14 protein-coding genes are annotated in these 16,843 nt (G+C 66.4%); 11 read left to right on the plus strand and 3 right to left on the minus strand.

The window, feature by feature from the left end; translation table 11 throughout:
- Positions 1-48: 48 nt before the first annotated feature.
- A complete protein-coding gene (locus tag NXI30_20755) occupies positions 49-2,820 on the minus strand; it encodes a sigma 54-interacting transcriptional regulator (GenBank protein MCR9096661.1) in 2,772 nt (923 codons plus the stop codon).
- 424 nt (positions 2,821-3,244) lie between these two features.
- On the opposite strand from NXI30_20755, the gene NXI30_20760 reads away from it, so the two are divergent.
- From NXI30_20760 to NXI30_20805, 10 genes are all read left to right on the plus strand, one after another.
- Positions 3,245-3,871, plus strand: coding sequence for a hypothetical protein (locus NXI30_20760; GenBank protein ID MCR9096662.1), 627 nt, complete (start codon positions 3,245-3,247; stop codon positions 3,869-3,871).
- Between the two features lie 21 nt (positions 3,872-3,892).
- The gene (locus NXI30_20765; GenBank protein ID MCR9096663.1) at positions 3,893-5,035 is read left to right on the plus strand and encodes a ThiF family adenylyltransferase; all 1,143 of its coding nucleotides are present in this window, start codon (positions 3,893-3,895) and stop codon (positions 5,033-5,035) included.
- A 14-nt stretch (positions 5,036-5,049) separates the two neighbouring features.
- A complete protein-coding gene (locus NXI30_20770) occupies positions 5,050-5,562 on the plus strand; it encodes a hypothetical protein (protein ID MCR9096664.1) in 513 nt (170 codons plus the stop codon).
- On the plus strand, positions 5,559-6,290 hold the full coding sequence (locus NXI30_20775; protein MCR9096665.1) for a hypothetical protein: 732 nt from the start codon (positions 5,559-5,561) through the stop codon (positions 6,288-6,290). The genes NXI30_20770 and NXI30_20775 overlap by 4 nt, the downstream gene beginning before the upstream one ends.
- A gap of 64 nt (positions 6,291-6,354) precedes the next feature.
- On the plus strand, positions 6,355-6,636 hold the full coding sequence (locus NXI30_20780) for a hypothetical protein (protein ID MCR9096666.1): 282 nt from the start codon (positions 6,355-6,357) through the stop codon (positions 6,634-6,636).
- 91 nt (positions 6,637-6,727) lie between these two features.
- The gene (locus NXI30_20785; protein MCR9096667.1) at positions 6,728-7,816 is read left to right on the plus strand and encodes a Mov34/MPN/PAD-1 family protein; all 1,089 of its coding nucleotides are present in this window, start codon (positions 6,728-6,730) and stop codon (positions 7,814-7,816) included.
- Positions 7,817-7,886: 70 nt separating this feature from the next.
- Positions 7,887-9,479: an AAA family ATPase gene (locus tag NXI30_20790; protein ID MCR9096668.1), complete on the plus strand. Its 1,593-nt coding sequence runs from the start codon at positions 7,887-7,889 to the stop codon at positions 9,477-9,479.
- The gene (locus NXI30_20795; protein ID MCR9096669.1) at positions 9,469-11,055 is read left to right on the plus strand and encodes a proteasome accessory factor PafA2 family protein; all 1,587 of its coding nucleotides are present in this window, start codon (positions 9,469-9,471) and stop codon (positions 11,053-11,055) included. The genes NXI30_20790 and NXI30_20795 overlap by 11 nt, the downstream gene beginning before the upstream one ends.
- Positions 11,042-11,251: a hypothetical protein gene (locus tag NXI30_20800; protein ID MCR9096670.1), complete on the plus strand. Its 210-nt coding sequence runs from the start codon at positions 11,042-11,044 to the stop codon at positions 11,249-11,251. Before NXI30_20795 ends, NXI30_20800 begins: the two co-directional genes overlap by 14 nt.
- A 2-nt stretch (positions 11,252-11,253) precedes the next feature.
- On the plus strand, positions 11,254-13,752 hold the full coding sequence (locus NXI30_20805) for a proteasome accessory factor PafA2 family protein (GenBank protein MCR9096671.1): 2,499 nt from the start codon (positions 11,254-11,256) through the stop codon (positions 13,750-13,752).
- 318 nt (positions 13,753-14,070) lie between these two features.
- On the opposite strand, the gene NXI30_20810 is transcribed toward NXI30_20805, so the two are convergent.
- Together NXI30_20810 and NXI30_20815 are read right to left on the minus strand one after the other, a co-directional pair.
- The gene (locus NXI30_20810) at positions 14,071-14,700 is read right to left on the minus strand and encodes a hypothetical protein (GenBank protein MCR9096672.1); all 630 of its coding nucleotides are present in this window, start codon (positions 14,698-14,700) and stop codon (positions 14,071-14,073) included.
- A gap of 69 nt (positions 14,701-14,769) precedes the next feature.
- A complete protein-coding gene (locus NXI30_20815) occupies positions 14,770-15,309 on the minus strand; it encodes a hypothetical protein (GenBank protein ID MCR9096673.1) in 540 nt (179 codons plus the stop codon).
- Between the two features lie 186 nt (positions 15,310-15,495).
- On the opposite strand from NXI30_20815, the gene NXI30_20820 reads away from it, so the two are divergent.
- Positions 15,496-16,731 (plus strand): RyR domain-containing protein, encoded by a 1,236-nt coding sequence (locus NXI30_20820; GenBank protein ID MCR9096674.1) that lies wholly within the window; start codon positions 15,496-15,498, stop codon positions 16,729-16,731.
- Positions 16,732-16,843: the final 112 nt, after the last annotated feature.

Below are 16,843 nucleotides of genomic sequence, written 5' to 3' on the forward strand. Positions count from 1 at the left end.
GACTTTGCGCCGGGACGGCGGAGGGTCGTCCGAGCTGATCGTCCCGACTCATCCGTCGCCGTTGCTCGGAATCCCGCCCCACTCGGGGAAGCGCTCGGTCAACCCGTCTCGAAGCACCTGCTGGGCCTCGCCGAGTCCGCTCGGCGCGAATCGACTTCCCGCGATCCGATCCAGCGACTCGATCGTCGTCTGGATCATGAACCCCGCCCGCGAGCACGCGATCCCCCGCCGAAGGGCTTCGAGGCTCTCGATCGGATCGTCTCGCAGTAGGGTGAACTTACCGAGATCGAACCACGCCCACGGCAGATTGATTTCTGCCGCGGCCTGGTCACGGCAGCGCGCAGTCGCGCGCTCGATGTCCATCGCCCGGGCGCTCGGGAAGTCGACGTCCGGCGTGAGCGCCATCTCCATCTCGAGCAACCCCCACAGAGCATAGGGGTCACCCGGATCGAGCGTATGGGCGCGCCCGTAGTATTCACGCGCGCGTTCTCCCTCTCCGCTGCGCTTGAGCGTTCCGGCGAGTGAGGCCATCGCGTCGGGGTCCGCATGCACGTCGGCCGCGGCCCGTGTGAGTAGGGCCTGACCCCTCTGGTGAGCAGCGGACTCGGGTTCGAGCCGGTGCTTCTGGCAGATCGCGACGCCCATGTCACGCAACGCGGGTTGGTATCCCGCCTCCGCATGCGACTCGAGGGTCTCGATCGCGCGGTCCCAATCCTCGATGCTGATCGCGAGCTTGGCGAGACGCACGGCGACGCTGGGGTCGGGATCGTATTCGAGGACCTTGTCGAGGATGTCGATCTCGCGAAGGGTCTCTTCGAGGGTCAGCTGCGCGGGGTAGGTCGTTCGGTAGGTGCGGAAACCGGCGCGAAGTCGCGAGAAGGAGACGTCGACTGCCTGGAGGACCCGCGAGAGTTCATCGAGCTCCTGGCGCCAGCGTTCGGGAAGCGGCAGCGGAACGTCTCGGCCCATCTCGTGATTCACGTTCGCCCAGGCATCTTCCAGAACGGTCCGTACCTCGATCTCGGCTTCGAGCCCGCAGACTTCGTTCGGCACCTTCACGCCGAGCACGCTCTCGGCGGCCTTCGCTCGCGTTTCGTCGAGGCTGACGACGAGGCGCACGGGATGGTATCCCGAGCCGAGCACCTGAGCGGCGACGTCGCTCTGGTCGATGCTCTTCGATTCGACCTCGAAGTAGCGCTCGATGAAATGAACGATCCGGGTCGCTTGTTCGCGAGTGTGGACCACCACCCTTCCTCCGCACAGGTCGGGCAGCGCCTCCACCAGGTCGCCGCTGCGCTGGAGAATCTCGGCAACCCGCGCGACCGACTTCGCGCGCGTTTCGATCAGTGAAAGGGGCGCATGGTCGCGTACGCCCGCTTCGAGGATGCGTTCCAGGACACCTGCGAACCGCTCGTACCGAGGGCGGATCCGGTTGAACCGACGGATCTCGTTGTCGAGCGAGTGCTGGGCCTCGTGCTGCGATCGCCGTTCGCCACTGATCCCGGCATCGGAGACGGATCGGGTGTTCGCGCCCGGAAGCGGCGAGTCCCCACGGATCTCCCAGGCCTCGTAGAGCGCATCGGCATCCGGGCTCAGGTCCCCGTAGCGAAGGGCATAGGTCGTTTCGAGCAGTCCCTGGAGTTCGCGGACACTGCCTGGCCAGCTGTGAGCGGACAGGATCGAGATGATTTCGGAAGACAGCCTGGCGTCGGGTTGCTGGGTCACCTTCTCGCGCCAGATCTCCTGCGCATGGGCTTCGATGTCATCGCGACGCTCGGCGAGGCCCGGGACTCGAATGACCACTCGAGCCAGACGTTGGGCCAGGTCATCGCGGAACTCGCGATGCCGCGCCATCGCGAAGAGCTCCCGGTTCGTGCTCGCGATCATGCGCGCCGACACCGGGATGTTCTCTCGACCGCCGATGCGCCGGACGGTGCCCTCCTCGAGCGCCCGCAGGATCTTTGCCTGGTGTGGAAGGCTCAGCTCACCGACTTCGTCGAGGAGAAGAGTTCCTCGCTCCTTGCTGGCGAGCTCCCAGAGCCCGACGCGCGCGGCGACCCCCGTTGCCGCATCGGGTGCGACACCGAAGAGTTCTGCCTCGAACATGTCGGGTGCGATCGCCGCGCAGTTCACGTCGACGAACCTGCCCCCCGCGGCGCCTCTCCCGAGATGGTGGATCGCCTTCGCGACGACTTCCTTGCCCGCACCGGTGGGGCCGAGGATCAAGACCGGAACGTCGGCGAACTCCCGGGCATTCGCGGCAACCTCGATCAATCGCCTGACCTTCTGAGCCGCAGGAGATTTGCCCTTGAAGGTCTCCCGCCAATCCATCGTGCCTTCGGCCCACTCGTCGAGTCGGGCCTCTCCCTGGTGGGCAGGCTGGTCCGGGAAACCCTCCGTAGGCTCACCGTGCTCACGAACGTCATCGGGAGCCTCGGCTGCCAGTTCGTCGAAGAGATCCTGTGAAACGCCGAGGAAGTGAAGGCTTCGATCCCCGGCCCGCTCTTCCTTCAGAAGAAAGTTGCGGACACTCGTCAGGAGCTTCGCGGCCGTCTTGTAGTTTCCGTCGAGCGCGACCGGCTTCTCTCCCTTGAGATACGCAGCCAGGCCCTTCCTGGGGTCGCGTGCCTTGAGCGGAGCGATCCGACCGCTCGCCCCCTTGGATCGCATGAGCCTTCCTAGTGCCGACGTCTCCATCACGAAGATCAACGGGCGCGGACCGGACTCGAGGAGCACGTCGATCCGATCGGCCTCGACCGGGCAGATCCGAAGCGTTTCGGTCGTCTCTTCTCTGGAAAGCTCGAGGGCGAACTCGCTCATGCCTGCTCGCTTGCGTGGCCTGGAGGCTCCGAAGGATCGACCCGAAAGACGGGGTCGCGCTTCGACCCGCTCATGATCGCACTTTCGGTGGGGCTCGCCCCTCGACTCGCAGGGAGGCGTCCGGTCCCCCGGTCTGCGCGGCCCCAGACATCAGAGCCCGGGCCGTACTCGCGACTCGAAAGAGGTGTTGCCAGAGCTTCGGCGTGTCGCCGCGGGTGAGCGGGTGACGCGGTCTCGCGTGGTGCGCGCGAGCTCGACACTTCTCTACTCGAACTCAACTGGACTCAACCCGCTCGTGCGCAAAGTCCTTGCGTATCGCGCACTTCCCGCGTTGGTACGTGCCGTGCATAGAGAGGGTGAGAACGGCCAGCCCGCGAGTCCTATCCGGCTTCGCTCGCGGCGCGTCGCATACGGAGAAAACGGAATGGCGCAGCTCTTCGTTCCCAGCACGATCGAAGACGGATCTCAGGATTGGTCGGTTCTGCCGTTGCCGGTGAATCTCTACCGGCTCTCCTCTTCGAGCTCGAAGTCCCGTCTCGATTCAAGGCCGAAGCGGCTCGTCGAGTCACTCACGATCGATGCTGTCGAGTCAGTGGACGCCGAACGGATCGCCAGCGATGGAGCGCTCCTGATCCGGTATGGCGAGTCGCCCCGCGAGTCGAAGGCGTCGACGCCAGCGGTCGCGTCGGGGGGCTGGGCGATTCTCTGGGAGCCGGGAAATCGGATCAGCATCAACGGCGTCGCGACCGCGACGGGTGTCGCCATCCTGCGGAATCGCGATGAGATCGCTCTCGATGGTGGTTCCCGGCTGTACTTCTCGACCGAGCGTCTGGCGGCGGTCGAGACCTACGTCGACGCGGACTCGCCTCGTTGTCCCCGATGCACTCTGCCGATTGAGCGCGGTGAGCGCTACGTGCGATGTCCCGGCTGCAGCGTGCTTCACCACCAGGAGTCGGATCGGGAGTGCTTCACCTACTCGTCCACTTGCGCGCTCTGCGACCAGCCGACCTCGCTCGATACCGGCTTTCGCTGGTCGCCGGAGGGGCTCTAGGTGTCGACGCGGGGAAACGCATTGGCTGGCTCTCTCGCCGCGACGCTCGAGGCGATCGAGGTCCACAAGCTGGTCTCGGGGCAGGGCCTGCAGTCCATCGCGGGGAACGAGGTGCTCTTCGACGCCAGCGTCCCGACGCATCTGGTGACGCGCCTCGTCCGCAATCCGGATTGTCGGTTCTCGCACGAGCGATTCGAGTTGCGCGACGCCCGGATCCGGACCCTGGGCGAGGCCCTCGCGCTGGTGCCGGGACCGCTTGCCGACAAGCGCCTCTGGGTCCCCGACGATTCCTTCGTCTCGCGGCTCGTCTGCGTCGCCTGCGCTGCCGAGGCGAAGCTCTGTTGCCTTCGCGGCTCGATCGGGGAGGATGGGACCGCTTGCCCGGACTGCGGGCAGCCTCGGGCGATTCGGGGATTCGACCTGCGAGAGCGGGTGCTGGGGCGTGATCTCCGTTCCGAAGACCTCGCCCGGCCGCTCGCGGAGCTCGGTCTCCGCGAGCACGAGGTCTTCGGTGTCGAGTCGGCGTCGTCGGGGCCTCGATACTTCGTCCTCGCGGATAGTCGGCTGCCGGCGAACGACGCGTCGGGCGTGACGCTCTTGATCGCGGGGCTGGGCAACATCGGCTCCTTCCTCGTTCCGCTCGTGGCGAGGATGGAGCCCATCGCGCGCCTCGTGCTCGTCGACCCGGACGTCTACGAGCCGGACCAGCAGCTCGGTCAGGACGTCGGGGCCGCCGCAGCCGGTCGTCCGAAGGTCGAGGTCCAGGCCGAGCGCGCGCTCGCGATCCGGCCCGAGCTCGAGCTCGAGACCTTCGCCGAGCGGGTCGAACGGCTGCCTCTGGGCAAGCTCCGGGGCGCCATCGTGGCGAGCTGCCTCGACAGCCGCGCAGCCCGCCTCCAGCTCGCCTCGCGCGTCTGGCGCGTCGGGAGCCCCTTCGTCGACGCAGCCGTCGGCGGCGGATCGAGTCTCCTCGTTCGAACGAACGCCTACCGGCCGGGGCCTGACGTCGCCTGCTTCGAATGTGAACTCGACGAGACCGACTACGCGTCGCTCGATCAGGTCTTTCCCTGCGAGGGGGCGGCCCCCGGTTCGGAGGACGACGGGCCGCACGCGTTCTCCGTCGAATCCGAAACCCAGCCCTCTGCGGGCTCCGCAACCGTCTGACCCGAGGTCGAACCGTGGACGAGATTCTGAACTCCTTCTTGAAGAGCCAGCGCGAGGAAGGCCTCCGGCTCGCCGCCGAGAGCGATCTCCTCGAGCTGATCCCCGCGGACGACAGCTGCTTCGTCGCGATCTTCTCGTGCAAGGGGCTGGTGCGCGCCGCGGAGGGCGAGGTTCGCGAGCGCGATCACTTCGAGGTCGGTATCCGCTTTCCAGAGGACTACCTGCGGTACGTCGATCCGAGCGTGGTCCTCACCTGGCTCTCTCCGTCCGAGATCTGGCACCCGAACATCCGCGCCCCCTTCATCTGTCTCGGCCACATCGCGCCGGGGACGCCGCTCGTCGATCTCCTCCATCGGTGCTTCGAGATCATCACCTTCGACAACGTCACCATGCACGAGGGCGACGCGTTGAACCCGCACGCGTGCGCGTGGGCTCGGCACAACCGCGAGCGCTTTCCGGTCGACACGCGCCCGATCAAACATGGCTCGTCGAACGCGGGCGTCGAGTTCCTGGAGGTGGGATCGTGATTCGCTCCGTGGAACGACGCGAGGACGGTTGGGTGGTTCGCGACGGTCCCTTGCCGAACGCTGCGGCTTCTCGCCCCGGCGGCAGCGATCTCGCCGAGCTGCTCGTCGAGACGAGTGATGCGCCCGGTCCCGACTTCAAGGTCGTGGCCGATGGCGCGTCGGGGCTCCGGCTCCGAGCCGAGCGGCACGAGTCCGATACGCCGACCACGGCGGGTTCGCTCGATTTCCGCGCCGGACGCGAGCACGACGGCGCGGATGCGAAGAGCTGTCCGGCTTCCTTCGATCTCGAGGGTCTGTGCCGCGAGGCGGGCTGGCCCTTCGAGGCTCGTTCCGACGGCGCGCTGGTGGTCGATCTCGGTGTCCGCGACGCCTACGTGCCGGCAGTCGTCGAGGCGCGCTCCTCTGTCCTGTCCGTCGAGGCGCCACTCGTCTCGAACCTTCCGGGCGAGGGGGCGCGGCGCAAGGCCGTAGCCGCGCTCCTGCTGCGGGCCAACGGAGCCTTTCGGATGGTGTGCGGTCGGATGCGTTCGTGCGGCGAGCGCTGCGAGGCGCTTCTCGAAGCGAAACTGCCCGCGACCGCGAACGCGTCGGAGCTGGAAGTTGCGCTCGGTTCCGTTGCGATTGCGGCCAGGCACTGTGCGATCGAGGCGCGGATGCTCGCAACCGACGAACGGGTCGCGCGGGCCTATCTGCAGATCAGTGGCGAGGTCGGCGGGGACGCACCGTAGGTGGGTTCCAGGCTTCGCCGGCCATACCGGGCGGAAACGTCCACAACAGAAGGAGGAAATGGAGATGGAATCAGCAACCGCAACGCTGGATCTCTTCGCTCGCGACATGACCGGGCAGAAGCGATTCCGGCTGAGCAAGGTGCCGTTGAAGGCGAGCGTCGGCGAGATCGTTCGCGGCGCGGTCGCCCGCATGGGCCTCAGCGTGGAGGATCGCGACGGTCGCGAGCTCGACTACCGCGCCCGCAGCGAGCGGGAAGGACGGCAGATCCAGAACTCGGAGCGCGTCGGCGACGCACTTCGCCCCGATGACGAGATCGTCCTGACGCCTCGAATCAGTGCCGGCTGAGAGCTGGAGGGTCCTGGCTCGCGCGTCGAGCGAGTCAGGGCCCGAGGAGTCGGGATTCGCGAATCGAATCGGTCAGGAGAGGGCCTAGACCATGTCCGGAGCAGAACGAACGGCGAGTGCAACGACGCCCCTGCGCGGGTCCCAGAGCAGGGGCTATCGCTACGCAATCGAGTACATGAAGCAGGACGGCACGCATCTCGGTGTCGTTCCGATCGAGCCCGACTTCGAGCCGACGATCGATTGGACCTACTTCCTCGGAGTTCGGCGTGCCGAACTGCCCGCCGTGGTCGACTCGGCGGAGGGGGTGGTTTCGCCGCTTTGGAGCAACGAGCTGGGCGAGCCCTATTGCCACGGCTTCCGGGTCGAGGTGACGAAGCGAGGCGGGGGCCGGGTGGTCCACTGCGATTTTCCGGAGAGCTTCTTTCAGCGCCTTGCGGACGCTGGATCGGCAGAGTGGTTCGAGAAGGGCGATCTCGAGCCCGGTGAGCGATACGCCTACCGGGTCTGTGCCTACCCGATCGCCTCCGATCTGTCCGAGGGCCGCCCCGTTGATTCCGCGCTGGAGGCCGCAGCCTCGTTCGAGGTCGAAGCCGTCCCGGAGCCGATTCCGCTCGTCGAGAGTCGTCTCGAAACGTTCGCGGAACGGGCAGAAGCCGACGAAGTGCACGTCGAAGGCGAGATGCCCGTCTTCATCGTCCGCTCCGTGATCGACGAGGCGTGTGATCTCGCGCGAAGCGCGGGTCGGAACGAGACCGGCGGCATCCTCATCGGCCACATCCACCAGGACCCGACGAAGCCCGAGGTGTTCGTCGAGATCACCGCGCAGATCCCTGCACGACATGCCGAAGCCTCCGAGTCGAGCTTCTCCTTCACGCACGACACCTGGTGCGCGGCGGACGCCGCAGTCCAGCTTCGCGGGCGCGGCGAGTCGTTTCTCGGTTGGTGGCATTCGCACCCTCGCTGGTGCAATCCGGAGTGCCCCGAGACGCGCCGGAAGGATTGCGTTCTGGCGCGCCCCTTTTTCAGTGCGGACGACATCCATCTGCATCGCGTCTGCTTCCCGCATCCGTATCAGGTTTCGCTGCTGATCAGCGATCTCCCCGAGTCCGGACCGTCCCCGGCGCTCTTCGGCTGGCAGGCAGGGGCGATCTCGGCGCGTGGCTACTTCGCGATGCCGTGAGAGAGATGCGAAGCCCGTCCAGTTCATCGAAAAGAATCGAGCCGAGAGACCCCAACCCCAGGAGTAGAAGATGCCCAGGCTCCAGCGAAACCAGACCCCCGACAGCTCGCTACCGACACCGACGGCGCTCCTCGAGGAGAACCAGCAGCTGATGGCTGCGCTCGAACAGGCGCAAGCGACGCAGACGAAGCTGCGCGAGCTGATCGAACAGATCACGGCCGCCCCCTGGTTCCCGGCTCTCTTCCAGAAGCTGGTCGATACGCCACAGGGGATGCGCGCGATGGTTTGGGTGGGGGCGATGCCACGCCTCGTCAATTTGCACCCCTCCGTCGACGGTCCGACGTTGCCCTCGGGCAGCAACGTCTACCTCGATCACGAGCAGGCGACGCTGATGGCGGCAGCGAAGGGGGCCTTCGTGACGCCCACCGAGTCGGCGACCTTCGAGCGGCTCACGCAGGACGGACGGGTCGTCGTACGTTCGCGAGACGAGGAGATCGTTCTCGAACGAGCGGCTTGTCTCGACGATCGCGAGTTCCGATCGGGTAGCAAGGTGCTCTTCGATCGGCCCTCGCGGATCGCGCTCGAGACGATGGATGGAGTAGAGGGCAAACAGTATCAGCTCGAGGATCTCGGTGAACTCTCCCGCGGCGATGTCGGGGGCCATGCGCAGACCCTCGACGATCTGATCTCGCTGTTCTCGGCGAGTCTCGTCGAGCCCGAGTTGGCACGTCTCTATCGGATGACCGGCCGACGCGCCGCACTCATGTACGGTCCGCCCGGGTGTGGCAAGACGTTGATGGCCAAGACCGCGGCTGCCGAGATCCAGCGCATGACGGGCAAGCGCTGCCGGTTCGCGGTGGTCCGGCCCGGGGAGTTCGAGAGCAGCTACGTCGGCGAATCCGAGGCCAACATCCGCGCCTGTTTCCGGTCGCTTCGCGAGGCTGCGGGCGACGACATGGCCGTTCTCTTCCTCGACGAGATCGAGTCGATCGGTCGGATCCGGGGCGGCGCCGGTGGACGTCACCAGGATCGCTTCCTGGCCGCTCTGCTCGCGGAGATCGACGGCTTCTGCGAGCGCGGGAAGGTGTCGATCCTCGCGGCCACCAACCGCCGCGACCTGCTCGACCCGGCGCTTCTGTCGCGGCTCGCGGATACCCAGATCGCCGTTCCGCGCCCGAACCTCCAGGCCGCACGCGAAATCCTCGCGATCCAGCTGCCGGTCTCGCTCCCCTACTACGAGATGGCTGAGGCGGAAGCGGACGGGCAGTCCGCGGCAGAGGCGCGGAGCCGCGTGATCGAGACGGCGATCTCGCGTCTGTACCCCCCGAACGCGGACAACGAAGTGTCCCGCCTCACGCTTCGTGACGGGACCCAGCGGACCGTCCACGCGCGGGAGCTCATGAGCGGCCGACTCCTCGATCAGATCGCCCTCTCCATCCGCGAAAAGGCCTTCCGCCGGCATGTCGCTGGAGACGACGGCGGTCTCCGCATCCCGGATGCGCTCGCCGCGGTGGAGACCTGCCTCGCCGAACTCTCGACGACGCTCACCGTCCACAACGCGCGCGCCTATCTCGACGACCTGCCGCAGGACGTCGACGTCGTGCGCGTCGAGCCGATTCGCACCAAGCCCGAACGGAGGCACCGCTACTACAATGCCGCCTGAACTTCGACGACTTCGGTCGGTCCCCAAGCTCGTGGGGGCCGACTTCGAGCTCGGCAACTTCATCCTCGGCCTCGAGGCCCGCGATGGGACAGGACGCGAAGCCTCTCGCGCGCTGCTCGCCGAGGTCGATGGCGTCCCCGCGAAGAACCGCTCCTACCGCTCCTCAAGCAGCGTCGTGTCCTACGACGGGTTCGGCGGGGAGTACGGTGGGGCTTACGGCTACGGCTGGGGCGACTGGTACGGGGGGAGCGCGCGCGATCCCCAGGATCAGGGCCGGGTCTTCCTCGAGAGCAACGGCGCAAGCGTCTACATCGACCTGGATCATCTCGAATGTGCCGTGCCGGAGGTGCTGAGCGCCTTCGACCTGGCTGCGGCGTCGGCGGCCATGCTTCGGATCGCGCGCGAGGCACAGGTGCGCGCCAACGAGAAGCTCCCGGCCGGGCAGAGCTTGCAGGTCTTGATCAACAACTCCGACTCGCTCTCTCACAGCTACGGGTCGCATCTCAACTTTCTCGTCAGCCGCGCTGCCTGGGAGGACATCCTCGAGCGTCGCCCCCATTTCTTGCAGTTCCTCGCGACTCACCAGCTGTCTTCGATGATTTACTCCGGGCAGGGGAAGGTGGGCTCCGAGAACGGCCGTCCCGACGTGAACTACCAGATCTCCCAGCGCGCGGACTTCCTCGAGACGGTCGCAGCGACGCAAACCACGTTTCGTCGTCCGATCGTGAATGCCCGGGACGAGACGCTTTGCGGCGATAGCGGCGAGCTCGCGCGTCTGCACTGCATCAGCTTCGACAACACTCTCTGCTTCGGGGCCAGCATCCTCAAGGTCGGCGCGATGCAGATCGTGCTCGCGATGATCGAGGCCGAGGACGTCGACACCCGGTGCTCGGTCGACGACCTCGTCGGCGCCGCCGTCGCATGGAGCCACGATCCGAGCCTCGAACGGCGTGTTCGCCGGGTCGAGGGCGGGGAAGCGACGGCGATCGAAACGCAGCAGCGGATCCTCGAGCACGCGTTCGCCCATCGAGATCGCCACGGCTTCGAGACCGTGCCGCGCGCCGACGAGATCCTGGCGCTCTGGGACGACACGCTCTCGAGGCTCGCGGGCGGCGACCGCGACGCGCTCGCGGGCCGCATCGATTGGATCCTCAAGGAGCGGATCCTCGAGCGTGCGCTCGAGCAGCGCGATGATCTCGACTGGAAGTCGCCGGAGCTCAAGTACCTCGATCAGATCTACAGCAGCCTCGATCCCGAGGAAGGTCTCTTCTGGCCCCACCTGCGTTCGGGGCTGGTGGAGCGCTGGATCAGCGAGGAAGAGATCGAGCGCTTCCTGCACGAGCCGCCCGAGAACACGCGCGCGTGGACCCGCGCGATGGTTCTGCGCCGCTTCGAGCGGCACGAGATCCTGAAGGTCGACTGGGACGAGATCACGATCCTGCTCGATACGAGGACCGGGCGGCAGGAGTTCACGCTCCGCCTCGATGACCCGCTCGGATTCACCCGCGCCACTTCCGAAGCGCTCTTCGAGCGCGAAACCCAAACCCCAGAAGGAGACTCCAATGCGAACGCGTGACCTGAACCAGAACGACCAGCGGAATGTGACCCCCGACACCGGGGCCGCTCCGACGGGCGCCGGACCGTCGGCGATCGACGAGACCCGGCGCCGCGCGCAGCGGTTGCTGGACCTCGCCGACGACACGATCAGCCAGGCGCTGTCCCAGAACAGCGAGCGGTTCCTCGCCCAGAACCGCCAGCAGGGAGGTCAGTAGACATGATGGACGAGACCCTCTTCGGAATGGAGACCGAGTTGGCCTTCTCCGCCTTGCGAATCGGCGAGGAAGACCCGAACCAGGAGATCCTGTTCGATCTCCCGCGGCCCATGCATTCCGCCGTCTCGTCCACCGTTGCAGATCTGCTCGTCGCCGACTTCTTCAAGCTGGCCGACGAGCAGATCTGCTCCCTTCGCGACTATCAGACCAACGGGATCTATCTCGCCAACGGGTCGCGCCTCTATTTGGACGCGGGTCGTCACCCCGAGTTCTGCACGCCGGAGTGCCGAAGCCCTGAAGAGCTCGTACGGTGGCAGCTCGCCGGCGAGCGGATCCTCGCGGGGCTCGTCGAAGATCTCGCCATCCTGCGCCCCGACCACGCCTTCGCCCTGTTTCGCTGCAACGTCGACTACGGCGGGATGCAGAGTACGTGGGGCTGCCATGAGAGCTACCAGCATCGATCCGACGAAGTGCAGATGAGCCGACATCTGATCCCGCATCTCGTCTCACGAATCATCTACACCGGCGCGGGCGGGCTCAACAACCGCATCGACCGCCCGCAGTTCCTCATCTCGCCGCGCGTTCCCCACCTGATGCACACGGTCGGAGCAGACTCTCAGCACGAGCGCGCGCTCTATCACACGAAGGACGAACAGCTCGGGGAGAGCGACTTCCACCGCCTCCACCTCATCTGCGGCGAGAGCAACTCGTCGCAGCTTTCGACCTACCTCAAGTTCGGCACGACGGCGCTGATCGTGCGCCTGATCGAGGCCGGGCTCTGCGAGGGAGGGGAGCTGGGTTTCGATCGGCCCCTCGAGGTGATGAACCGGATCGCGCGCGACGTTCGTTGCGAGAAAGAGAGCCGCGTCTCGGGCGGTCGGCGTCTCACGGCGATCCAGATTCAGCGCGAGTACCTCGCGATGGTGGAGGAGCAGCTCGATGCGGACTTCATGCCCGATTGGGCTCCGCGCGTCTGCGAGCGCTGGCGCGAGGCGCTCGACGACCTCGAGAACGACTCGCCTTCGCTCTCGACGCGTCTCGACTGGAAGATCAAGCACGCTCTCTTCGAGGACCGCCTCGAGCGACGAGGCACGTCGTGGAGCGAGCTGACGAGATGGGAGGGGCTCGGAGCCGAGCTCTGCGAGATCGACACGCGGTTCGGAGAGCTCGGATCGGCGGGTCTTTTCCGACGCCTCGACGAGGCTGGGGCACTCGAGCATCGCCTGTCGGAGCTCGGCAGCGTCGAGGAGGCGATGGAATCGGCGCCGCCCGGCGGGAGGGCGGAGGTCCGCGGTCGTGCGATCCGGGAGCTCCGAGAGAAGGACGACTCCGGTCGCTACCGCTGTGGATGGGAAGCCATTCTCGACGACGAGGAGGGCCGCACCTTCGACATGTCCGATCCCTTCGGCCGGAACGCAGAATGGCGCGACGCCGATCTGGGCTGGCGGCGGCGCTCTCCGCATTCCCGCTTCCGCCACAACCTGCTCGACGAGCTGAACCAGGGCGTCGGTCTTTACAGCGGCTGCATGTTCAGCGACGCAGTCGAGCGACTCGCTGCAGTCGCCCAACGCGCCCGGGCTGCTGGGGAGCACGAGATCGAGTCTCAGGCGCGTTTCTGGTCGGCGTCGGCCTATCACGACGCCGGACGGCTTCGGCAGGCGGAACGTGTGCTCTCGCCGATTCTGGAGACCGTCGTGGAGAACGCCAGCCTCGAAACGGCCTGCCGCGTGCTGACGCGACACGCCGTGATCCTGATCGACGGACCGGCCGAGCGCTCCCGGATCGAGGAGTCGATCGCGCGAGCGCGGCGTTGCATGGAGGAGGGCGACGGCGTCCGCGGCGCTTCGCGGATCGCGCTGGCGGAGGCACGGCTATTTGGCGCGATCGGAGACTACGGCTCGGCGATCCTGCGAATGGAGGAGGCGCTCCGGCTCGAACGAGACGACTACATCTCGTTCGCCAGGAGCTCTCACCAGCGCTGGATGATCTACTACCTCCTGCGAGTGAAGCGGTTGGATCGGGCCAACTTCTACCTCGAGGAGTGGTTCGACGAGGTCAAGCGGGGCGTCGGACGCCCCGAGAGCCGGATCATGTTCCATTGCGCCGAGTCCCTGATCGCGCGCGCTCGGGGAGATCACGACCGCGCCTTCGAGCGCGCTCGCGATGCGGTCGAGCACGCCGAGGGCGCCGATCGCAATCGCTACCGAACGAGCGCGAGATGCGCTCTCGTCGAGAGCGCGATCGAGGTCGGCGATCTCAATGCCGCGCGGCCGCACGTCGAGGCCCTCGAGAGGTGGGAGGAAATCGAGATCGGGGAGCAGCATTGCGACGTCCACCTCGTCACGGCGGCCTACCACCGGGCTGTGGAGGGACGGGAACGTGAGGCCAAGGCCGTGCTCGCGGAGGCGGCCGCGCTGGGTGTCGCTCGTCGGATGGATCGCCTGCTGGGCACGCGCCATCACGAGAGGGAGATGGGGGAGGGGTTGCGGCCTGTGGGGTAGCCGTGAGGCAAGCATCTGGGCCGGGGCGAACAGCTGGCACCCGAGAGGGCGATCTGACACCGGAATGACCCGGAAGAGGTGTGCTTCTGGTCGAGATGCGTCGGGCATCGTCACTCCTCGGAATCGACTAAGATCGACCTTGCTGCTCATCTCCAAGGGTGACCGACAGCGTACGGCGCGCGTTCGCCCTGGATGAGTGCAGCCTCGACCTGGCCAGAGGCTCTCCGATGATGGTGCTAGCGTCTTTCGAGTAGCCGTCCGATCCTATCCGGAGCGCTGAGCATGGCGACGACGACGAAGCCCGGCCCGCTCGTCACCCTAGTCACGGGTGACGTCACGATGGATTGGAACGTCGCGCACATCCGCCGCCAATCCGTCGCCTCTATCAGCTGGAGCGGTGAGGATGTGGCTCGTCTCTGCTGGCAACGCGGTGGTGCGGCTCTCGTGGCTGATCTGGTTTCGGCCGTCGCTTCGCGCGTCGCGAAAACGAGTTCGCTCGAGATCGAGCTGCACTCGGTGGCCGCACCGAGTGAGGCACCGAGTCCGGCGGAGACAGGCTTCACGCGCTCGCATGCCCGATGGTCGCCCTTCAGTGATGGCAAGGCGGACAATCGAAAGCGCTGGCGTGTCTCGGATTTTCTCGGTCTGGACGTCATCTCCTCGGAATCGACGGTGGGGAACGGCTCGTGCGCACGAGTGGATCGCGACGAGCCTGGCGCCCCCGAGATCGTCGTCCTCGACGATGCCGACCTGGGCTTTCGCGACGATCGCGATCTCTGGCCGAAAGCCATCGTCGACTCCGAGCAGCGTCCCTGGATCGTGCTGAAGATGTCCAGACCCGTGGCGAGTGGGCGGCTCTGGGACGAGCTCATTCGTTATCACGCCGAGCGACTGATCGTGATCGTCACGATCGGAGACCTGCGGCGAACCGCAGTGCAGGTGAGTCATGGGGTCTCCTGGGAGGAGACGGCTGAGGACCTCACCTGGGAGCTCACGTTCAACCCCGACGTCAACGGCCTATCGCGCTGCGCCCACGCCATCGTTTCGCTCGACACTGCCGGTGCGATGCTGCTCACGGGTGGCACGGAGCAGCCCGCCAGGGCGGAGCTTCTCTTTGATCCGAAGTGCATGGAAGGCGAGTGGACTGAAGGGCGGCGGGGGGGAATGATCGGCAACACGGCGACGCTCACGGCGGCGATCGTCCGATCGTTGTTTCTCGACCCTGAAGAGCCCGATCTTGTTGCCGGGATCCGAGCCGGCATTTCGGCCATGCGCGACCTTTTTGAGCTGGGATACGAGGCTGGAGACCCCAGCCGCCCCGAGCTTCGGTTCCCCATCGACCGAATCGCCGACCGAATCTGTAGTGCGACCGATCATGAACGCACCGGAGCAGAGGCTCTCGCGATTGCGACGGTGCAGCCGCCCCTCCGCGAGCAGCGGATCTCGCGGAATCTCGCTGCAGGCACAGCCACCGAAGATCGCGACGGCGAGTGGCGGATCCTCGCGCAGGCTCACGGCGGCGACCTCGATCGTCTCGCCGCCGAGATCGTGCTCCATGGACTCGAGCATACGCTTCGGGGGATCCCCCAAGCCCGATTCGGCGGGCTCCGAACCGTCGACCGGCGAGAGATCGAGGCTCTCCGCTCGATTGGTGGCCTGATCACCCAGTACTGCAGAGGTCGGGAAACCCGGCCACTTTCCTTCGCCATCTTCGGGCCGCCGGGTGCAGGGAAGTCCTTTGCCGTGAAGCAAGTCGCCGAGTTCGTTCAGCCGGGAACGATCGAGCCGGTCACGTTCAACCTATCGCAGCTCGACGGTCCTTCCGATCTCCTGGGAGCCTTCCACCAGGTCCGCGACATCAGTCTGAAGGGGAAGCTTCCGCTCGTCTTCTGGGACGAGTTCGACACCAGTCTCGCCGGAGATCCGCTCGGGTGGCTTCGCTACTTCCTTGCGCCGATGCAGGACGGAGAGTTCCAGGAAGGTCAGATCACGCATCCGATCGGTCGTGTGATCTTCGCCTTCGCGGGTGGAACCGCGGAGCGGATGAGTGCGTTCGGCAAAGGCGTTCCGGCCGAGCGGCAGAAGGCCCTCAAGCTCCCGGACTTCACGAGCCGCCTTCGCGGCTTCCTCGACGTCCTCGGACCAAATCGTCAGACGACGACTCGAAGCACGGACCCCTACTTCGTCATCCGGAGAGCGATCCTGCTTCGGTCGCTCTTCGAGAGGGTGACGGGGCAGGTCATCCGCAATGGAGAGCTCCAGATCGATCGGGGCGTGCTGCGTGCACTGCTCCGCGTCGAGACCTATCGGCACGGTGCGCGCTCGATCGAGTCTCTGCTTTCGACGAGCCTGCTCGTCGGCGAGAGCCGCTTCAATCGCTCCTCGCTGCCTCCGGAGGCTCAGCTCGACCTCCACGTCGACGCGCAGGAGTTTCTGGCGCTCGTCCACCTGCTCGAGCTCGAAGGGGAGCTGCTGGACGGCGCTGCCCGCGCGATCCACGATGGCTTCTGCCGCAGTCGCGAGGCCGACGGGTATCGGTTCGGGGAGAAGACCGACGATGCGGCGATGACGCATAGCGCGCTCAGGCCCTTCGACGAGCTTCCGCTGAACGAGCAGGAGCAGAATCGCGACGCGGCGCGCGACATCCCCCGCAAGCTGGCGACGCGTCGCTACGTGATGATGCCCGACCGTCGCGACGAATCACGCTTCGAGTTCCCGAATGATGACCTGGACGCGCTCGCCGCGGCCGAGCACCAGCGTTGGATGGACAAGAAACTCGTGGACGGGTGGACCCCGGCGCCCGAGCTCGAGGTGCCCGACAAGGACAATAAGCGGCATCCGGATCTGGTTCCCTACGAGGATCTCTCCGACAAGGAGCAGGAGAAGGACCGGGAGCAGATTCGCGAGCTCGTCGATGTCCTTGCGGCGGTTGGGTACACGGTTGTGCGCCTCCGGGATCGCGATCCAGGAACCAACTGAACAGGCTCGGCGGGGCTATTTCCCGGGTTCGTTGGATTGGGCCATGCGCGTTCCCGGAGCTTCCGTGTGACAGGTGTCAGGGGCATCGTTCCTCGTCGAGGCCTCTCGCGCC

The sequence above is a fragment of the bacterium genome (assembly GCA_024742285.1).
Taxonomy (GTDB): Bacteria; Myxococcota_A; UBA9160; order UBA9160; family UBA4427; genus UBA4427.